This window comes from Patulibacter sp. NPDC049589, from assembly GCF_040675535.1.
GTDB lineage: Bacteria > Actinomycetota > Thermoleophilia > Solirubrobacterales > Solirubrobacteraceae > Patulibacter.
The window spans coordinates 1-18,298 of sequence record NZ_JBFAPC010000049.1 but is presented as its reverse complement, the minus strand read 5'-3'; the positions used below and the strand labels follow the sequence as shown (position 1 = coordinate 18,298).

The 18,298-nt window shown below is 71.9% G+C and carries 18 protein-coding genes and 2 pseudogenes; 8 read left to right on the top strand and 12 right to left on the bottom strand.

What is annotated here, in order from left to right; all coding sequences use genetic code 11:
• Positions 1 to 206: 206 nt before the first annotated feature.
• Positions 207 to 857: a TetR/AcrR family transcriptional regulator C-terminal domain-containing protein gene (locus tag AB0L40_RS11475; protein WP_364353787.1), complete on the bottom strand. Its 651-nt coding sequence runs from the start codon at positions 855 to 857 to the stop codon at positions 207 to 209.
• 400 nt (positions 858 to 1,257) lie between these two features.
• Between AB0L40_RS11475 and AB0L40_RS11470 the strand changes: the two genes are divergently transcribed.
• Positions 1,258 to 2,370, top strand: coding sequence for a hypothetical protein (locus AB0L40_RS11470; RefSeq protein WP_364353784.1), 1,113 nt, complete (start codon positions 1,258 to 1,260; stop codon positions 2,368 to 2,370).
• 189 nt (positions 2,371 to 2,559) lie between these two features.
• Here AB0L40_RS11470 and AB0L40_RS11465 read toward each other — a convergent pair whose 3' ends face one another.
• From AB0L40_RS11465 to AB0L40_RS11440, 6 genes are all read right to left on the bottom strand, one after another.
• Positions 2,560 to 3,474, bottom strand: a complete 915-nt coding sequence (locus AB0L40_RS11465) for a haloalkane dehalogenase (protein WP_364353781.1) — start codon at positions 3,472 to 3,474, stop codon at positions 2,560 to 2,562.
• 313 nt (positions 3,475 to 3,787) lie between these two features.
• Entirely contained in the window at positions 3,788 to 4,006 is a 219-nt protein-coding gene (locus AB0L40_RS11460; protein ID WP_364353778.1) for a GlsB/YeaQ/YmgE family stress response membrane protein, read from the bottom strand.
• A 77-nt stretch (positions 4,007 to 4,083) separates the two neighbouring features.
• Positions 4,084 to 5,313, bottom strand: coding sequence for a Na+/H+ antiporter NhaA (gene nhaA, locus AB0L40_RS11455; RefSeq protein WP_364353775.1), 1,230 nt, complete (start codon positions 5,311 to 5,313; stop codon positions 4,084 to 4,086).
• A complete protein-coding gene (locus AB0L40_RS11450) occupies positions 5,310 to 5,630 on the bottom strand; it encodes a hypothetical protein (RefSeq protein ID WP_364353772.1) in 321 nt (106 codons plus the stop codon). The genes nhaA and AB0L40_RS11450 overlap by 4 nt, the downstream gene beginning before the upstream one ends.
• Positions 5,631 to 6,001: 371 nt before the next feature.
• Positions 6,002 to 6,124 carry a hypothetical protein gene (locus tag AB0L40_RS11445; RefSeq protein WP_364353769.1) on the bottom strand — a complete coding sequence of 41 codons (123 nt, stop codon included), beginning with the start codon at positions 6,122 to 6,124 and terminating at the stop codon, positions 6,002 to 6,004.
• A gap of 244 nt (positions 6,125 to 6,368) precedes the next feature.
• Positions 6,369 to 6,686, bottom strand: a complete 318-nt coding sequence (locus tag AB0L40_RS11440; RefSeq protein WP_364353766.1) for a hypothetical protein — start codon at positions 6,684 to 6,686, stop codon at positions 6,369 to 6,371.
• 266 nt (positions 6,687 to 6,952) lie between these two features.
• Here AB0L40_RS11440 and AB0L40_RS11435 point away from each other — a divergent pair, with 266 nt between their 5' ends.
• From AB0L40_RS11435 to AB0L40_RS11420, 4 genes are read left to right on the top strand one after another with little or no spacing between them, the layout of a single operon-like run.
• A complete protein-coding gene (locus AB0L40_RS11435) occupies positions 6,953 to 8,647 on the top strand; it encodes an ABC transporter substrate-binding protein (protein ID WP_364353764.1) in 1,695 nt (564 codons plus the stop codon).
• A gap of 18 nt (positions 8,648 to 8,665) precedes the next feature.
• Positions 8,666 to 9,601 carry an ABC transporter permease gene (locus AB0L40_RS11430; protein WP_364353761.1) on the top strand — a complete coding sequence of 312 codons (936 nt, stop codon included), beginning with the start codon at positions 8,666 to 8,668 and terminating at the stop codon, positions 9,599 to 9,601.
• Complete coding sequence (locus tag AB0L40_RS11425) at positions 9,598 to 10,476, top strand: ABC transporter permease (protein ID WP_364353758.1); 879 nt, start codon at positions 9,598 to 9,600, stop codon at positions 10,474 to 10,476. Before AB0L40_RS11430 ends, AB0L40_RS11425 begins: the two co-directional genes overlap by 4 nt.
• Complete coding sequence (locus tag AB0L40_RS11420; protein ID WP_364353755.1) at positions 10,473 to 12,326, top strand: ABC transporter ATP-binding protein; 1,854 nt, start codon at positions 10,473 to 10,475, stop codon at positions 12,324 to 12,326. The genes AB0L40_RS11425 and AB0L40_RS11420 overlap by 4 nt, the downstream gene beginning before the upstream one ends.
• Before the next feature lie 158 nt (positions 12,327 to 12,484).
• Here AB0L40_RS11420 and AB0L40_RS11415 read toward each other — a convergent pair whose 3' ends face one another.
• From AB0L40_RS11415 to AB0L40_RS11405, 3 genes are read right to left on the bottom strand one after another with little or no spacing between them, the layout of a single operon-like run.
• Positions 12,485 to 12,748 (bottom strand): hypothetical protein, encoded by a 264-nt coding sequence (locus AB0L40_RS11415; protein WP_364353752.1) that lies wholly within the window; start codon positions 12,746 to 12,748, stop codon positions 12,485 to 12,487.
• Between the two features lie 46 nt (positions 12,749 to 12,794).
• Positions 12,795 to 13,268 carry a nuclear transport factor 2 family protein gene (locus AB0L40_RS11410; RefSeq protein ID WP_364353749.1) on the bottom strand — a complete coding sequence of 158 codons (474 nt, stop codon included), beginning with the start codon at positions 13,266 to 13,268 and terminating at the stop codon, positions 12,795 to 12,797.
• Positions 13,265 to 13,732, bottom strand: coding sequence for a nuclear transport factor 2 family protein (locus AB0L40_RS11405; protein WP_364353746.1), 468 nt, complete (start codon positions 13,730 to 13,732; stop codon positions 13,265 to 13,267). Before AB0L40_RS11405 ends, AB0L40_RS11410 begins: the two co-directional genes overlap by 4 nt.
• A gap of 318 nt (positions 13,733 to 14,050) precedes the next feature.
• Between AB0L40_RS11405 and AB0L40_RS11400 the strand changes: the two genes are divergently transcribed.
• On the top strand, positions 14,051 to 16,891 hold the full coding sequence (locus tag AB0L40_RS11400) for an AAA family ATPase (RefSeq protein ID WP_364353743.1): 2,841 nt from the start codon (positions 14,051 to 14,053) through the stop codon (positions 16,889 to 16,891).
• Between the two features lie 29 nt (positions 16,892 to 16,920).
• Positions 16,921 to 17,457: an orotate phosphoribosyltransferase gene (pyrE, locus tag AB0L40_RS11395; protein ID WP_364353740.1), complete on the top strand. Its 537-nt coding sequence runs from the start codon at positions 16,921 to 16,923 to the stop codon at positions 17,455 to 17,457.
• A gap of 109 nt (positions 17,458 to 17,566) precedes the next feature.
• On the opposite strand, the gene AB0L40_RS11390 is transcribed toward pyrE, so the two are convergent.
• Entirely contained in the window at positions 17,567 to 17,785 is a 219-nt protein-coding gene (locus AB0L40_RS11390; protein WP_364353737.1) for a helix-turn-helix domain-containing protein, read from the bottom strand.
• A gap of 47 nt (positions 17,786 to 17,832) precedes the next feature.
• Here AB0L40_RS11390 and AB0L40_RS11385 point away from each other — a divergent pair.
• Positions 17,833 to 18,204 (top strand): annotated as a pseudogene (locus tag AB0L40_RS11385) (chromate transporter); the annotation flags it as partial.
• Here AB0L40_RS11385 and AB0L40_RS11380 read toward each other — a convergent pair.
• Positions 18,205 to 18,298, bottom strand: a pseudogene (locus tag AB0L40_RS11380) (carboxyl transferase domain-containing protein); the annotation flags it as partial.

Below are 18,298 nucleotides of genomic sequence, written 5' to 3'. Positions count from 1 at the left end.
CCAGCGAGTCCGATTCCGCCCTGGGACCCTCGCGAAGCGCTGCCCGGCCCCACCTACGCCGTAAGTCCGGGAGAGGTGGGAGCGGCGGCGCCCGTCTCACTTCACCGCCCCGCGGATTCCGCGGGCCCGCGGAAGCAGCTGCATGTCGCCGCACGCCACGGCCCGCCACCCACCTCGTCTCTCAACCCTCGAGGCGAACTGGGCGCTCAGCGGATCAGGGCCCGTCCGAGACCGTCGATGAGCGCCTGCAGGCCCGTGTCGAACGCGCGGTCCGCCTGTACGTCGCGCAGCTCGTCGCGCCGACCGGACAGCACGGGGAACGCGTCGGCGTCCAGGCCGGCCAGGACGTCGTCCTGCTCGTCGCCCGAGGCGTCCACCGTGAAGCCGACGACCTCCGACAGCGCGTACCCCCGGGCATAGCTGGCGAGGGCGCGGTATGCCACCAGCGCTCCCGACGGGGTGGCGCCGGCCCGTACCAGTGCGGCGAGCAGCGCCTCGATGGGCGCGAGCGCCGCGGAGTCCCGCAGCGGCCGCATCGCCGTCAGCGCGAAGGTCTGCGGGGAGCTCGTCGCGACGATCCGCAGCTGGCGGGCGAACCACTCCCCGGCGTCCTGCCATCCGGCGCCGGAGGGCGGTGGTTGGAGCTGGGACATGAGCCGCTCTGCCATGCCGGCGAGCACGGCGTCGCGGTTGGGGACGTGGTGATAGAGCGACATCGCCTCGACCCCCAGCTCGGCGCCGAGCCGGCGCATCGTCAGCGCCCCCGCCCCGTCACGCTCGACGAGGGCAATGGCGGCGTCGAGCACCCCGACGCGGCTCAGCGGCCCGTCACGAGAAACACGGTCGTCGGCAGGCATACGACGAGCCTACGATCCTTAAGGACTTCGACGCATCTGCGGCAGGTTCGTCGCTCGGAGCTGGGAGCACCGACTCGCGTCGATTCTCGACCCATATCGAGCGGAGACCCACGAGACGGCGGGGCCCGAAACGGTCAGGCCTGCCGGCACCGGCGCTCTGCTGTGGCTGAGCACGAGGCGATCCGGCGGCGCAGTCTGGTGCGTCGTTCTTCGCGAGGGTGGCACGGCGTGGAGCCCACCGCTCCCGCCGTCGGTGACGGCGGGAGCAGTGCAGATCGAGACGCCCGCCGGTCGGTCGAGTCCGGACGCGGACGAATCCCTCTCAGCGCGGTAGGACAGCCGGGCACTGTGGTGAACTTCCGGGGTGCCTGCGCACCCCTCGGCCCCCAGTCGTCGAACGGTGCTCCTGGCGACCGTCACCCCGCTGGCGTCGATCCTCGGCTCCGGGCTCCTCATCATCGTCCCGGTGCTCGAGCGCACCCTCGGCGGCCTCTCGGTCCTCGGCGCGGTGGCGGTCTGCGCCGTCGCGTGGGTGGTCGGCACCGCGATCCGCCACTGCATCCGCGTCGTCGAGCCGCTCGAGAACTCAGGCGACCTCGACCGGACCACTGCACGGCTGGGTCGCCTCGGCGATGCCGTCATCGTCGTCGCCTACGTCATCTCGGTCGCGCTCTACCTGCGGATCATGGCCGAGTACGTGACCGGATTCGTCGGCTCCGGCGGCACGGGCGTCGAGAAGGTCATCGCGTGCAGTGCCGTCGCGCTGATCATCGGCATCGGCGTGACCCGCGGATTCGCGGGCCTCGACCTCCTCGACCGCGTATCGCTCGGCGCCGTGCTGATCCTCACCATGGTGCTCGGCGCGACCCTGCTGGTCCACGACGGCGGTCAACTCCTCGGCGACGGGCTGTCCCTGCCTCCGGTGCCCGATCTGGGAATAGGCCAGATCATGCTCGTCCTCGGCGGCATCGTCATCACCGTGCAGGGGTTCGAGACCGTGCGCTACCTCGGCGACGAATACGACGCGCAGACCAGGATCCGGGCGTCGAGACTCGCCCAGGGCACGGCAACGGTCCTGTACATCGCGTTCGTTGTCGTCGCCACGCCCGTGATGGGGCTCGGGACGTCCGCGGGCCCCGACGAGACCCTCCTCGACATCACCGACCGCGTCGCGCCGTTCCTGGCGCTTCCGCTGGTGCTCTCTGCGGTCCTGAGCCAGTTCAGCGCGGCGATCGCCGACACGGCGGCGGCGGACGGCAACTTCCGCAGCCTGTCGTCGTGGATGACCGGCGCGCGGCCTTACCTGTTGAGCGGCACCGCCGCGATCCTCCTAGCGGCGACGGTCCCGACGTTCACGATCGTGGCGGTCGCCTCGCGGGCCTTCGCGGCGTACTACGCGATCCAGGCTCTCATCGCCCTACGGACCAGCCGGGGGGCCGGGCCGCGCATCGGATACGGAGTGCTGATGGCGCTCATGATCGCGATCACGTTGCTCGCCGAAACGGCGGGATAGCCTGGGATCACCGACCGCGGATGCCTGAGTGGTGCGCGGGCGCCGACGTCGCCTCCGTCGGCGACACGGACACGATGGTGGAGGTAGGACCGGCCTGCCCGACGCCAACACCCTGGTGCACCGGATCCCGGCATTGTTCTTCGCGGGCAGCCCAACGCAGGCGGCCCCGGGAGGCGTCGCCGGCCCTGGTCAGGCGTCCGCGCGCTGCCTCGTCGCCAGGACGATCTCCACGAGGCGGGAGGCCGCGTCCTCCTGCGAGAAGTGCGCCGTGTCCGGCAGCGTCTCGTGCGGCTGGTCGTCCGCCCCGGCGACCTGGGCGATCAGGACCCGGTCGGCACCGCGGGTGATCGGGTCGGAGTCGCCGAACGCACACACGAACGGGCCGTCGAAGGTCCGAAGGCCCTCCCACGCAGCCCGATTGGCAACGCCGCCGGGGTCGTCGGGGCGGTCGGGCACGAGCGCCGGAAACTGCCGGGCTCCGGCCTTGTACGACTCGTCGGGGAACGGTGCCTCGTACCCCGCGAGCTCGCCGGGCGAGAGCTCCCGCGTCGTCGCGCCCTGGAGGATGTTCGCCACAGGAAACGCGTCCACTGTCTGCGAGTAGGAGCGCCACGCCTCGAACGCCGCGCCGAGCGGCCGCTCGCCCGTCGGGAGGAACGTGTTCGACGCGACGACCGCCGCGAACCGGTCGGGCTCGAGCCCCACCAGCCGCAGTCCTACCAGGCCGCCCCAGTCCTGACCGAACAGCAGGACCCGCTGGAGATCGAGCGTGCCGAAAAGGAGGTCCTGCACCCATCCGACGTGCCGGGCGTAGGTGTAGTCCTCGCGACCGGCAGGCTTGTCGGACCGTCCGAAGCCGACCAGGTCCGGGGCGATCACCCGCAGGCCCGCGGCCGCCAGCGGCCCGATCATGTGCCGGTAGAGGTAGGACCAGCTCGGCTCGCCGTGCAGCAGGACCACGACGGGACCATCCGCCGGCCCCTCGTCGACGTACGCCATCCGGAGCGGCCCGGACCCCTCGGCCTCGACGTCGGCGTAGTGCGGGCGAAACGGCCAGCCCTCCAGTCCGTCGAAGCGCTCGTCCGGGGTCCGCAAAGCGTTCATCGCCTGACACTAGCCCGCCGCCGCTCACGCACCGGTCACCGGGGCGTTCCTGGGAGCCGGTCCACCGCGCGCGGCCTACGTCGCTTCTCGGCCCCGCGGCCCACCAGTCGTCGTCGGTGCGAGGCCCGGGCGCCCTGCGATCGCATGTCGAGCGCGAGCTGCTCCGAGGTTTCCAGTGTGATCTGGAGCGTCGCGTACAGGCTGCGTATTGCGTCCTCGATACCAGGAGTTCCCCGTCGGGGTCCGGGTGGGCCTCGTCACACCCGGATCCCGACATTGCAGGCGACAGCGCGCCCGTTCCCGCTGGACGCTCTTACGCGCGGCTTCGCCGGCCGGCGATCGCCTGGTAGGCGACGAGCACGACGACCACGCCGATGACGGCGCTGAGGAGGCCGCCGAGATCAAAGGCGTCGTCGTCGCCGATGCCGAGCCCGCGGGTGAAGATGAAGTATCCGACGAGCGCACCGACGAGGCCGATGGCGATGGGTTCGCCGTCCTCGTCGCTGCGCTCGCGGCGGCCGTTGACATTCACCGAGCCACCCGGACACGCAAGCGGTAGAACCGACCACCGCCCTGCAGGCCGCGAGGGGGTCGGCGGCGTCGAGGTCTTCAGTCGGTCTCGAGAGCGGTCTTCGCTGGGGGCGGACCACTCGAGATCAGCGGCCGGGTGGCCCGCAGGAGCAGGATCGCGCCGAGGACGCCGCTGATCAGCGACCCGGCGAAGACGCCGATCTTGGCGAGCTGCGCGAGCTCGGGCCCGTCGAACGCCAGATCGGAGATGAACAGCGAGACGGTGAACCCGATCCCCGCCAACGCGCCGATCCCGACGAGGTGCGCCACGCCGATCGCCGGGTCCAGGCGGCCGAGCCCGACCCGCTCGACGAGCAGGGCCGTGACGGTGATTCCGACGGGCTTGCCGACCACGAGCCCGACCAGCACGCCGAGCGCGACGCCGCTGGAGGCGGCGTCACCGACGACCCCACCGGTGAGGACGACCCCGGCGTTCGCTAGGGCGAACAGCGGCACGATGACCAGGGCGGTCACCGGCTCGATCCGGCCCTTCAGCGCGTGCAGGATGTCTCGCCCGCGAAACGATCCCGCAGGGGTGATGAGGCCGAGCGCCACGCCGGCGATCGTGGCGTGCACACCGGACTCCAGCATGCAGACCCAGACGATCAGCCCGATGAGGACGTAGACGGGGACCGACGAGACCATCGCCCGCTGCAGCACCTTGATCGCCGCAAGCCCGAGGATCGCCGCGAACAGCCATCCGGGAACGATCGTCTCGGTGTAGAAGACTGCGATGACCAAGACGGCGAGGATGTCGTCGACGACCGCCAGCGTCAGCAGGAACGTCTTGATCGCCGGGACGATCCTCGAGCCCAGCAGAGCGAGGACGGCGATGGCGAACGCGACGTCGGTGGCCATCGGGATCCCCCAGCCCTCCGATCCGGCCCCGCCCACGGTGAAGGCGACGTAGATCACCGCCGGCAGCACCGCCCCGCCGATCGCCGCGGCGATCGGGACCGCGGCCGCCCGCGGGTCGCGCAAGGACCCGGCGACGAACTCGTGCTTGACCTCCAGCCCGAGCACGAGGAAGAACAAGGCCATGAGCCCGTCGTTGATCCAGTGCCGGAGGTCCTCCGTGATCGACAGGTCCCCCACCCCGACGGTCAGCTCGGTCCGCCACACGCCCTCGTAGCCCGCGCCCGACAGGACGTTGGCCCAGAGCAGCGCCAGCAGCACGGCGGCCAGGAGCAGCACCCCGCCGGTGATCGGCGACCGGAGGGCCGGCCAGGAGCCGACGCGGCCGACGGTCAGCCCGCGCACCCGCCTCACGGGCGCCTCGGCGCGTCGCCGCCCCGGAGCCCGCAGACCCAGACCGGCCGGCCGGCGGGGTGGGCACGCGACACGAAGCGCCAAGACGGCTGCCACTCCGGCGGGGACCACCCCGGGGGCGGGGAGACGCGCGCCGTCTCGTCGTCGCGGACGTCTTCGTCGTGGACGTCGGCGCGTCTGGCCGTGGCCCACCGCTGGGCGAGCGTGAAGACCTCGACGTGTCGCTTCCACGCGCGGACATCGGTGGTCGGCACGCCCGCGACGGCCGCGAACCGCTCGGCGGCGTCGCCGGGACCCAGCTGCCGTGCGTCCTGCACCGCCACCGTCGCTCGCCCGTGCGGGTCGTGATCCTGCCACCGCGGGGCGGCAGTCGCCCGGAAGGCCATCACCGGGGCCTCCGCGAGCGGACGAGGATCGTAAGGGGGGCGTTCGACGAACGCGACGGTCCGGGAGCGGTACACATGTGCCACGGCCTCCAAAGGGGTCGACAACAAGACTCGCCGACCAGTCTTCCCGGCACACCAGCGACCCTCCTGGGGCCACGTCGGCGGAGCATAGCCCGCGACACTTCCGTGAAGGGACACCCCGTCCGACCAGCCGCGGCGGAAAGCCCGCGAGGCCCGGGGCACCGCTGACCGGCGGCTCGCCGAGCAACCCGCTCGGCGGCAGGCGTGGCTGCGCGGCGGGGTCAGCGGTCGCGCGCGACGATGCCCACCACCGAAGATCTTGTAGATGCTGCCGGTGGCCCGTCCATCGACGCGACCGGACCGCCGATGCCCTCGTTGTTGCGGGCCGTCTGGCGCGAACGCATGCTCGGTGTTTCGAATGCCCATCCGAGCATGGCTCGCCGGCCGGGGCGTCATACGGCAGACCGGACCAGCGTCCCCAGAGAGGCCGATCACCGGGCCGATCTCAGTACACACTGAGTACACATCAGAACGCAAATTGCTGTTTTGCAGGATTTCGCGTGCTTCAAGAAAGAGGCCGTTTTCCAGGGACTTCACGCAACCCGCGCTACCAGTTCGCAACGCTAGGCCACCCTCGTAATGAAGGGGTCAGCGGTTCGAGTCCGCTGGGAGGCTCCTGTACGGAAGGCCCGCTTCGGCGGGCCCTTCGCGTTGTCGGGGACGGGGTCGGCATCGCTCGGCCTTGCTGGCCGCCTTGCGTTCTGCGGCGATCCGATCGGCGAGCGACTCGCGACGGTGCGAGCGAGGATCGCCGTCGCGGTGCTCGACGCGGTCGATGAGCCGGCCGGCGATCCGCAGATGGTCGGCCTTCACAGCATCGCCGTCGCGATCCAGGACGAGGTCCGCGGCGGCAGTGCGCGCGCCGTCGTACACGCGACGGTCGCCGGCGGCGAACGCGAGGGACATCACGAGGTCGACGTCATCGCGCTCCTCTGCCACGGCGATCTGGCGAGCCGTGGCGGCATGCGGGTCGGGCGAGGTGGCCCGCGACGCTCGGGCCGATCAGGGGTGGGCGCTCCACCTCCGAGCTGGCCTCACCCGAACGACCGCGACCCCTGCTCGCCTCCCGGACGACGTTAGGGGCGGCTAGGGGTGGCGTAGGGGTAGACGTGACGGCGCCGGAGCCCCACGCTGCAGGTCGCATCCTGCCCGCTCTCCACCGAAGTGAACCAATGCAACTCAGTGCGTCGCAACGCTCGGCCCACCACGGACGCGAAGCGCCCCGGACCGGCACCAGGGGTCGCGTCTCCATCGCCGCCGCGGTCATCGTCGGCTCGCTGGCGCTGAGCGCCTGCGGCAGCAGTCAATCCGGCTCGCAGCAGGCCTCGGCCACCACCCAGGCACCGCAGTCGGGAGGAGCGCTGACCTATGCGGTCGACAAGACGCAGCTCACCCTCGACCCGGCGGTCAGCGCCCAGAGCGTCACCGCGCTGATCGACCGCAACATCTTCGACTCCCTCGTCGTCCAGACCGGACCGAGCAGCTTCGGACCGTGGCTCGCCACGCGGTGGACGACCTCGCCCGACGGCAAGACGTACACGTTCCACCTGCGTCGGGGGGTCACCTTCCACGACGGGACGCCGTTCACCGCCGCGGCGGTCAAGGCCAGCCTGGACCACGTCGTCGACCCGAAGACCGCCTCCCAGTACGCGGCGTCGCTGCTGCCCACCTACGAGGGCTCCAAGGTCATCGCCCCCGACCAGGTGCAGATCCGTCTGTCCGCGCCGTTCCGGCCGCTGCTCCAGGCGCTCTCCACCGCCTACCTCGGGATCCAGAGCCCGAAGGCGCTGGCGCTCCCCGTCGGCAAGTACGCCCCCGTGGGCACCGGACCGTTCAAGTACGGCTCCTGGGTGAACAAGAAGAACGTCACCCTGAACCGCGCCGCGAGCTACGCCAGCGCGCCCTCGAACGCCAAGCACACCGGGGCGGCGTACCTGGACCGCCTCAACTTCCAGCTGATCAGCGAGGACCAGACCCGCTACGGCGCGCTGACCAGCAACCAGGTCCAGGGCATCGCGGCCGTGCCGCCCTCGGACGTCGCCTCCCTGAAGTCCAGCTCCTCGGCCCAGGTCCTCAGCGTCCCGCAGCCCGGCAACAGCTACAGCCTCTACTTCCAGGTCAAGAGCGGTCCGCTGGCGGACGTCCGCGTCCGCAAGGCGCTGTCCGCCGCGATCGACGTCAAGACGCTGATCAAGACGGTGTACTTCGGCCAGTTCCCGGCCGCGACCAACCCCCTGGGACCGACCACGGCCTACCACGACGCGTCGGCCGGTCAGGAGCTGCAGGGCTTCGACCTCGCCACCGCGAAGCGGCTCCTGGACGAGGCGGGCTGGACGACGGTCAACTCCAGCGGGTACCGGACCAAGGACGGCAAGCAGCTGACGGTGGAGTGGCCCACCCTCGCGGTCAACGAGAGCGCCAGCGACAACACGCTCGGCCAGGGGATCGTCGCCAACGCCAAGGCCGCAGGCATCGACCTGCGCCGTCCGAGCCTCGACGTCGGTGCCTACATCGACGCCGTCAAGAAGACGAAGTACTCGGTGATCGACGCCGGCGGCGGCCGCGCCGACCCGGACATCCTGCGGTTCCTGTACGGGGCCAAGCAGACCTTCCTCACCGGCGGCGGCAACACCTCGCTCGTCGCGAGCCCGCAGCTGGACGGGTGGCTGAACGACGGCCTGGTGAGCAGCGAGCCCACCAAGCTGGCGGCCGACTACAGCGCGGCGCAGAAGTACATCCTCAGCAACGCATTCCAGCTGCCGCTCCACGACAACGTCTCCATCGCCGGGTTCTCGAAGACGGTCAAGGGCGTCGCCTCCGACGTCAGCGGCTACCCGCTGTTCTACTCGGCCTGGCTGGACGACTGAGGAACGGGCGGCCGGACGATGCACTACCGACGTTGGGTCGTCCGGCGGCTCTGGCTCGGCATCCTGGTCATCTGGGGTGCCGCGACGACGTCGTTCGTCGCCCTGCAGCTGCTGCCGGGCAACCCGGCGCTGGTCATCGCCGGCGGGGGCAACAACTACCCCAGCGAGGCCACCCTCCGCGCGGTCGAGCGGACGTACGGGTTCGACAAGAGCATCGTCACCCAGTACCTGACGTTCCTGGGACGACTGCTGCGGGGGGACTTCGGTGACTCCTACCAGCTGCATCAGCCGGTGGGATCGATCCTCTCCAGCCAGGCGGCCGCCAGCGCGGAGCTGGCGGCCGGCGGTGCCATCATCGGCGCGCTCGTCGGCGTCGCGGTCGCCCTGGCCACCGCGGGACGTCCCCGGGCGGCCGGCGCCGCACGCTGCCTCGAGCTGCTGGCGGTCTCGACCCCCGGCTTCTGGATCGGGCTCGTGCTGCTGTCGCTGTTCTCCTTCGACCTGCACCTCTTCCCCGTGATCGGCAACGACGGCGTCTCGTCCCTGGTGCTGCCGTGGATCACCCTGGCCCTGCCGGTGGCCGGATCGACCTCCCTGGTCATGCGCGAGGAGATGGAGCAGGCCCTGGTCCAGCCCTTCGCCCTGACGGTCCGGGCCCGCGGCGTGTCGGAGTCCCGTCTGCGGTCCCGCCACCTGCTCAAGCACACGGCGCCGCCCGTCCTCACCCTGTCGAGCTGGATCGTCGGGCAGCTCTTCGGCGGGGTCGTCGTGATCGAGCAGGTCTTCGCACGCGACGGTCTCGGCCAGACGCTCGTCGCGGCGGTCGAGGGGCGCGACCTGCCGGTCGTCACCGGGGTCGTCGTCTTCGTCGCCGTGGTCTTCGTCCTCGTCAACTTCGTCGTCGACGGCCTGTACCTGGCCGTCGACCCGCGACTGCGTCGCCAGCCCGCATGAGCACCCTCGACATCACCCACGAGCCGGACCCCGGCCGCGCCGCATCCGGCCTGCTGGTGACCGGCAACCTCCGCGCGCGACGACCCTCCGTCGTCGCCGCGGCACTGCTGCTCGCCCTGCTCGCCGTCGCGGCCGTCTGGCCGAGCGCCTTCGCGTCCCACCCCAACCAGCCCGACCTGGGCGCCGCGTTCCGCGGACCGAGCCCGACGCACCTGCTCGGCACCGACCAGCTCGGGCGCGACACCTTCGCCCGGCTCGTCCACGGCACGCGGACCTCGCTGCTGATCGGATTGGGCGGCACCGCCCTGGCGGCCGCCGGGGGAGCGCTCTGGGGGCTCGTCGCCGCGCTCGGCGGGCGGATCGCGGACGAGGTGACCATGCGGATCGCCGACATCCTCATGGCCTTCCCGTCGCTCCTGCTCGCGCTGGTCGTCGTCAGCGTGCTCGGCCCCGGGCAGGAGAACGTCCTGCTGGCGATCGGCCTGTCGCTGATGCCGATCTTCGCCCGCATCGTCCGGATCCAGGCCAAGGTCGTGGCCTCCAGCCTGTACGTGTCCAGCGCCCGCGGGCTCGGGGTCTCCCCGCTACGGATCGTGGTGGGACACGTCCTGCCCAACGTCGGCCCGTCGGTCCTCGTGATCGCCACCATGAACGTCGGCGGAGCGATCATCGCCGGGGCATCGCTGAGCTTCCTGGGTCTCGGCGGGTCGGCCTCCTCCCCCGACTGGGGCTCGATGCTGGCCGAGACCCGGGGATACCTCCAGGCCGACTGGTGGCTGCCCGTGGCGCCGGGCCTGGCCATCACCCTGACCGTCGTGGCCCTGAGCGTCGTAGGCCGCGCCATGCAACAACGAGCGAAGGGCAGCGGCCGGTGACACTGATCCAGGAGAGCCCGGCGGTCCTCGACCCCGGGACCACGTCCCGACTGCTCGAGGTCGACGGCCTCTCGGTGCGGTTCCCCGCCGGCCGCGGCACCGCGCCGGTCCACGCCGTCCGGGAGGTCTCCCTGACGGTCGACAGTGGCGAGTGCCTCGCGATCGTCGGCGAGTCCGGGTCGGGCAAGAGCGTCACCGCCAGGTCGCTCGTCGGCCTGGCGGGCGACACAGCGCAGGTGACGGCGTCCACCCTCGAGTTCGAGGGCCAGGACCTCGGACGGCTCAGCCGGACCGCATGGCGGCGTCTCCGCGGCGCGCGGATCGGCTTCGTCCTGCAGGACGCCCTGACCTCGCTGGATCCGCTGCGGCGGGTCGGGGACGAGGTCGGCGAGGCGCTCCTGGTGCATCGCTCGCTGCGCGGCGAGGGACTCGCGAAGGCGGCCCGGGACGAGCTCCGCGCCGTCGGGATCCCCGATCCGGAGGTCCGCGCGCGCCAGTACCCCCACGAGCTGTCGGGCGGGCTGCGCCAGCGGGCGCTGATCGCCTCCGCGATCGTCGCCGGCCCGTCGCTGGTCATCGCCGACGAGCCCACCACCGCCCTGGACGTGACCGTCCAGGCGCAGGTCCTCGACCTGCTGGCGGCGAAGAAGGCCGCGGGCACCGCGGTCCTGCTGATCAGCCACGACATCGCCGTGGTCGCCCGGCTCGCCGACCGGGTCGCCGTCATGTACGCGGGCCTGATCGTCGAGGAGGGACCGACCGACGAGATCCTCTCGCGGCCCGCCCACCCCTACACCGCCGACCTGCTCGCGGCCGTGCCGGCGTTCGGCCGGAGCGGCGCGGCGGTCGCCGCGGGCACGCGGCCCGGGGGTCTGCTGGCGCCCCCGTCGACCGGTCCCGGATGCCCCTACGCGGGCCGCTGCGCGCTGGCCGACGACCGCTGCCGGAGCGAGCTGCCGCCGCCCGTCCCCCAGGCGGCGGGACGCTCGGCGCGCTGCTGGCACGCCGGCGAGTACGCCCTCGAGGCCGCGACGCCCGAGGACTCTCCGGCGCGGCCCGGCGTCGCCGCGACGCGGCCGGTCCTCGAGGCCCGGGAGATCTCGAAGCGGTTCCGCTCCCCGGGTGGCTCGTGGCGGGCGGCGGTCGACCGGGTCTCGTTCACCGTGCACGCCGGCGAGGCGCTCGGCGTCGTGGGCGAGTCCGGCTCGGGCAAGACGACGACCGCCGACATCGTGCTCGGCATGCTGGACCCGGACGCCGGGGAGGTCCGGCTCGACGACACCCCGTGGAGCGGCGTCAGCGAACGCGAACGCCGCCCGCGTCGGAGCAGGATCCAGATCGTGCACCAGGACGCGTTGAGCTCGTTCGACCCGCGCTACAGCGTCGAGCAGATCATCGGCGAGGCGCTGGGCCGGACGAGCCGGCGGGGGGCCGCCGCCGTCCGCGACCAGATCGTCGCGCTGCTGCGCCAGGTCGGCCTGGACCACGGCGACCTCCAGCGCCGCGGCGCCAGCCTGTCGGGCGGCCAGCGCCAGCGGGTGGCGATCGCGCGGGCGATCGCCCCCGGGCCCGAGGTGCTCGTCTGCGACGAGCCGGTGTCCGCCCTGGACGTGTCGGTCCAGGCCCAGATCCTCGACCTCTTCACGCGGCTGCAGCGGGATCTCGGCGTCGCGCTGCTGTTCATCTCCCACGACCTCGGCGTGATCCACCAGATCTGCGACCGCGTGCTGGTGATGAAGGACGGCGCCGTGGTCGAGTCGGGCCCGGTCGAGCAGCTCTTCAGCACGCCGCAGCACGACTACACCCGGGCCCTGATCTCCGCCCTCCCCGGCGTCACTCCCGGGGGATGACCACCGCGGTGACCAGGTGCTGCGCGCTGGCCGTCCACTCGCCGTGGAAGCAGTAGGGCTCCGCACGCTCGTCGGTGGGGCCGGGCACGTGCAGGCGAGCGAGGAACCGCCGGGTGCCCCGTCCGAACGTGATGTCGGCGTCGGAGAAGTCCAGCCACCTAGCCGCTGCCGTGGGTGATGCTGCCGACGACGCCCTCGGGCCACAGCGGCTCGCGGTTGGGGCCCGACATGATCGGCACCACCGGCACGCCGAGCGCGGCCAGCGCCCGGTGCGCACAGGCCCGGCCGGTGACGAACTCCCGGCGCCGGGTCTCCACCGCGTGGCGGACCGCCACGAACTCCTCCGGGAACACGCTCGCGGCCGGATCGTCGCCGAAGCGCTCGATCGCCCGGACCTCGCCGGGCACAAGCGCCCTGAGCACGGCCGGGGAGCGGCAGGATCGAGCACCCTGAACCGGGACGTCGCCGTCACGCGATCCTCAGCGGCAGCCGCGCCGCCGATGGCCGCCAGTTGGCGAGAAACGACGCGTCCACGGGCGCACGGGGTCCGTCGGGGGTCCGCGGGACGCTCAGGCGGTACTGGATGCGCCAGCCCTCCGGCGTCTTGACCAGGATGTCGAAGTAGTCGCCGCTGTTGATCCCCCCGTCGGCGCGGACGGCCAGGTAGCGGCTGCGTGCCGACACGTGCTCGGCGTCGTCCCAGAAGAGGACGGTGTCGACCGTGTGGTGATCGGCGGTCTCGGGCCGGCGCCGGCGGAGGAAGTCCTTGCCCGCCTCCAGCCCCGGAATCGAATACCCCTGACCGAGGACCGACTCGACGACCATGTCCTCGGAGAAGACGAGTCCCATGTCGTCCACCAGGTCGTTGTCGAAGACGTGCGCGAACAGCGCGATCGCGTTGCGGATCTCGATGACCTCGGCGGCCGGCAGCGTCCCGCTCACGACCGCACTCCGGTCGCTCGCGGCAGCCACTCGTCACGGAGCGCGGTGCCGTCCTCGCGCACCGAGCGCACGGGGAACCGGCTGATCGTCGTCCGCCGCGCGATCCGCCACCCCCGAGGTGTCTGCACGAGCACGTCCAGGAAGTCTCCGTTGCTGGTCTCGCCGGTCGGGGTGATCCGCAGGTACCGGCTGCGGGCCCGGACGCTGCCGTCCTCGGCGACGAAGACGACCACGTTCAGCGTCTGGTGATCCGGCGCGGCCGCCGTCTTGGCGGCGACCCAGGCCCGGACGGCCTCCAGTCCTTCGACGGATCGTGCCTTCTCGGTCTCGATCACGACGTCGGGCGTGAACAGGAGGTCCAGGTCGCTGCCGTTGTCGTTGTCGAAGATGTGCGGGAAGAGCGCCAGCGTCTGTTCGATGCTGAGGATGTCGGCCGCGGACAGCCCGGGGTGGTTGGAGGTCATGCTGACTCCGTTCTCGGTTCGAGGTGTTTCGTATCGGTCCCCTCGGGTGCTCGGTCCCGGGAGAGGGCGTTGACTGCGATGTCCGTCTCGCGAAGCTTCTTGCCGGAAGCCGTAGACCGCATAGGGCCATGATGGCTACGAGCGCCGGCCGGCTGCCACCCCTACGCCCACCCCTAGGACCCTTCACTTTCCGCGAGCCCGTCGCGGGCCCGCGTGGAGCCGCAGGCGTTCTCTCGGGCTTCGTGCTCCGGAGCCCGGCTCGACAGCCGACGCGCCAAACTGCTCATTCCCAATCAAGTATCTGCATAAAATCACGGCATGGCACTGGCCCACGACCCTTCGTCCCCCTCTGCCAGCCTGCGCCCACGGCACGGATCGCGGGAGTGCGACGAGCTCGTCGAGCGCTTCGACGAGTGCCTGAAGGGCGTCGGCGCGGTCGCCGTGCTGACCGGTGCGGCGGGCAGCGGCAAGAGCTCGATCCTCCGCGCCTTCCTGTCCGCCGTCACCGCCTCCGGCGGCGTCGCGCTCAGCGCGGTGGCCTCGCAGCGCGAGCGCCACCGCCCGCTCGGGGTCATCGATCAGCTCCTGCTCGACGCCCCGGCGACGCTCGGCGGCGATCGCTCGCGGGCCGCCCTGCTCGGCGTCGCCCCGGCGCGACCCCTATCCGCCGCCCCGGCGCTCCGCGCCGTCTACGACGCGCCGGCCATGAAGCAGCTCTGGAACGGCCTGGAGGCGTTCGCCGCCCATACGCCGCTGGTGCTGGCCGTCGACGATGTCGAGTTCATCGATCGCCCCTCGCTCGACTGCCTGCGCTTCGTCTGCTCGCAGATCCGCGACAGCCGCGTGCTCCTGGTCGTCACCCACGCCGACAGCGCGGCAGAGTCCGGGACGTTGGGCGGCGGGCTCGTGCAACAGCTGATCGGGCACGCGCCCGAACGGCGGATCCCCGTCTCCTCCCTCTCGCCCGAACAGGTCTCCGCCCAGCTGGCCGAGATCCTCGGAGCGGACGCGCCCGCCGTCGCGAACCCGGAGTGGGCATCGTTCACGGGCGGAAATCCCCTCCTCGTACGTGCCCTGGCCGAGGATCATCTCCTCGCCGCAGACCGCTCGCAGACCCGGGCCCCCGAGCCGGTCCCCGGAGACCGGTACGGACAGGCGTACCTCTCCTGCCTGCGGCGAGCCGACCCGCGCGCTGCTCACCTCGTCCGGGCGACCGCCGTTCTGGAGAGCTCGTCCTCGATGGCCTTCCTGCCCGCCGTGGCGGAGATGCCACTCGACGCCGTCGGCCGACTGGCGCGGACCCTGGAATCCGGGGGGCTCCTGCACGCGGGCCGCCTGCCTCACGCACGGCTGCGGCAGGCCGTCTTGACCGACACGTCCTCCGAGGAGACGCGAGCGCTCCACCGTCGCGCCGCCGATCTGCTGTACCGGGACGGCGTGGGCGCCGACAAGATCGCCGTCCACCTCGTGGCCGCAGAGGACGCGAGCGAGCCGTGGGCTCTGGACATCCTCCAGGATGCCAGTCGCTCGGCCCTCCGCGCAGATGACATCCGGTTCGCCGCCCGCTGCCTGGACCTGGCCTACGACGCCTGCGTGAACGACGACCAGCAGGCCAGCATCACCATGCAGCGCGCTCGCATCGAGTGGCGCAACAACCCCGGCGCGGCGCTCCGTCACATCCGCTCGCTCACCGTGGCGCTCTCGGAGGGACGGCTCGCACCGTCGCGGTGCCTGCACCTGGTCAAGCCGCTGCTCTGGCAGGGCCGGCAGGCCGAGGCGATCGAGGCCCTCGAACGGCTGACCTCGGATCCCCTCGCTCCGCAGGCCAGTGTCGAGTTCCAGGTCACTCACCTCTGGCTGCGCAGCTACCAGCCGTCGCTGCTCGTCGAGCAGCCGTGGATCGAAGACTGGTCGTCGCTCGTCGACCTCCCGTCAGCAACCGCCAGTCCCGGTCTGGGGGCGATGGCGGCCCTGTCCCACGTGATGCACCACGGGCCGAGCGCCGAGGCCGCGCGCACGGCGACCTGGGCCCTCGAGGCCCTCTCGCTGGACGATGCGACGCTGTGCCCGATCGAGTGCGCGCTCTACGTGCTCATCTACGTCGACCAGCCCGCCGAGGCCATGCAGTGGTGCGACCGGCTGTTGGAGGAGGCCGGAGCGCGGCGTGCCGCCACCTGGACGGCGACCCTCGGAGGAATCCGGGCCGAGGCCGCCCTCCGGCAGGGGGATCTCCCGGGCGCCGAGCGGTATGCCCGTGACGCCCTGGCGGCGATCCCGACCTGGAGTTGGGGCGTGGCCATCGGCTCACCGCTCGCCACCCTGATCCTGGCCACGACGGCGATGGGCACGCTCGAGAGCCTCGACGACCTCGACGTCGCCGTGCCCGAGTCGATGTTCGACACCCGGTACGGGGCCGAGTACCTCTACGCCCGCGGTCAGCTCCACCTCGCCCAGGGCCATCTCAACGCCGCTCTCGAAGATCTCTTGGCCTGCGGGCGCATGCTGACCGACTGGGGCGTCGACGTGCCCGCGTTCCTCCCGTGGCGGTCGGCCGCCGTCGAGGCGTTCCTCCGTCTGGGCTGCACCCGTGAGGCGGCGACGCTCGCCGCCGAGCAGCTGGAACGCCCGGGGGCCGATCGCCCCCGGACCCGGGGAATCGCGCTGCGGGCACTTGCCGCCACCGCGGGACCGCGGGAGCGTCTGGAGCTCCTGAAGGAGGCGACCGAGGCGCTACAGGGAACCGCCGACCGGGTACAGCTCGCCTGGGCGCACGCCGATCTCGGCGAATCCCACCACGAACGGGGTGACGCCCGCCGGGCCCGGACGCAGCGACGGCGCGCGGCGCACCTGGCCGAGCAGGCGCATGCCTGGCCGCTCCACCGCCGGCTGTCGACGCACGCCACCTCCGGTTCACAGCCGCTCCAGGGGGCGCCCGATGTCGAGCTGAGCGCCCTCTCCTCAGCGGAGGTCCAGGTGGCGAGCCTGGCTGCCGCGGGCCTGACCAATCGCGAGATCGCGCGCAAGCTCTACATCACCACCAGCACGGTGGAGCAGCACCTCACGCGCTCCTATCGCAAGCTCGGGGTGTCGGGCCGGGCCGATCTGCCGCCGCGCCTCGCGCAGCTTCCCCTGGATGAGCCCGTGCGTCAGAGCTCCTGAGGGTCTGCTCGCGGGCGTAGTCTGAGTCCGTGTCTGGAATCGACGGTTCTCTCGCCCGGCGCGTCTTCGAGTGCGCGCATCTCACCGGCGAGTTTCGCCTGCGGTCCGGAGCGCTGAGCACGGTGTACTTCGACAAGTACCGCTTCGAGGCCGACCCACAGCTGTTGCGCGACCTGGCCGAGCGCCTGGCGATCCTCGTCCCCGACGGTGCTGACGCACTCGCAGGCCTCGAGCTCGGCGGCGTTCCTCTCGCGACCGTCACCTCGCAGATCACGGGCCTTCCGACGCTCTTCGTCAGGAAGGAACCCAAGACCTACGGAACGTGCAATCTGGCCGAAGGAGGCGACGTATCGGGCCGCCGAATCGTCGTCATCGAGGACGTCGTGACATCGGGGGGTCAGGTCATCGAGTCCTGCGCCGCGCTGCGTGAGCTCGGGGCAACCGTCGAGCACGTGGCCTGCGTCATCGACCGGCAGGCCGGAGGTCGCGAACGCCTCGCACGGCACGGACTGGCGCTTCGCTCCATCTTCACCCAACGGGACCTGCGAGACGCCGCAACCACCTGACGCCCCGGAAGGTGATCCCCAACCAGTACACCGTCGCTGGGAAGGTCTCGACGCGAAGGCCCGCCATCGGCGGGCCTTCCGCGTTCCCGGGGCCGAGCTCCGGGCCGGGTCAGGCCCGTTCCGAGACGCCCAGCCGCTGGAAGCCGTGGCGGTCGCCCCACTGCTTCAGGGCCTCGAGGATCGGCATCAGCTCCTCGCCCGCGGGCGTGAGCACGTAGTCGTAGCGGGGCGGCCGCTCGCAGTAGAGCTGCCGGACGACGATCCCCTCGCGCTCCAGCGCCCCGGGCGCGACGCCGCGGATCGACGGGACACCACGACGGCCCCGCACACGGCGGACACATCCCCCGCCGCGCCGGGGCTTACGCTGACCGCCTGGTGACGCCGCCGCGCGACATATCGCTGCGGACCGTCGCCGCACGCTGGGGCCGGATCGGCTGCCTCGGGTTCGGCGGCCCGCCGGTCCACGTCGCGATGCTGCGCGAGCTCTGCGTGGAGCGCGAGGGCTGGATCGAGGACGACGCGTTCGAGGACGCGATCGCGGCCACGAACCTGCTGCCGGGCCCGGCGTCCAGCCAGCTCGCGATCCTCACCGCGTGGAGCGTCCGCGGGACCGCCGGCGGCCTCGTCGGCGGGCTCGCGTTCGTGCTGCCCGGTCTCGCCGCGATGCTCCTCCTCGCGGCGGTCTTCCTCGCCGCGTCGCCGCCGGACGTGGTCCGCGGCGCCGGGGCGGGCGCCGGCGCCGTCGTCCATGAAGCCCGTGATGTTCTGCAGGAAGATCAGCGGGATCTTCCGCTGGTCGCAGAGCTCGATGAAGTGCGCGCCCTTCAGCGCGGACTCCGAG

Excerpts from the sequence above, each read along its gene's own strand:
- AB0L40_RS11475 (WP_364353787.1), bottom strand. The coding sequence starts at position 857 with ATGCCTGCCGACGACCGTGTTTCTCGTGACGGGCCGCTGAGCCGCGTC.
- AB0L40_RS11465 (WP_364353781.1), bottom strand. The coding sequence starts at position 3,474 with ATGAACGCTTTGCGGACCCCGGACGAGCGCTTCGACGGACTGGAGGGC.
- AB0L40_RS11445 (WP_364353769.1), bottom strand. The coding sequence starts at position 6,124 with ATGCGTTCGCGCCAGACGGCCCGCAACAACGAGGGCATCGGCGGTCCG.
- AB0L40_RS11440 (WP_364353766.1), bottom strand. The coding sequence starts at position 6,686 with ATGTCCCTCGCGTTCGCCGCCGGCGACCGTCGCGTGTACGACGGCGCG.
- AB0L40_RS11435 (WP_364353764.1), top strand. The coding sequence starts at position 6,953 with ATGCAACTCAGTGCGTCGCAACGCTCGGCCCACCACGGACGCGAAGCG.
- AB0L40_RS11430 (WP_364353761.1), top strand. The coding sequence starts at position 8,666 with ATGCACTACCGACGTTGGGTCGTCCGGCGGCTCTGGCTCGGCATCCTG.
- AB0L40_RS11425 (WP_364353758.1), top strand. The coding sequence starts at position 9,598 with ATGAGCACCCTCGACATCACCCACGAGCCGGACCCCGGCCGCGCCGCA.
- AB0L40_RS11405 (WP_364353746.1), bottom strand. The coding sequence starts at position 13,732 with ATGACCTCCAACCACCCCGGGCTGTCCGCGGCCGACATCCTCAGCATC.
- AB0L40_RS11400 (WP_364353743.1), top strand. The coding sequence starts at position 14,051 with ATGGCACTGGCCCACGACCCTTCGTCCCCCTCTGCCAGCCTGCGCCCA.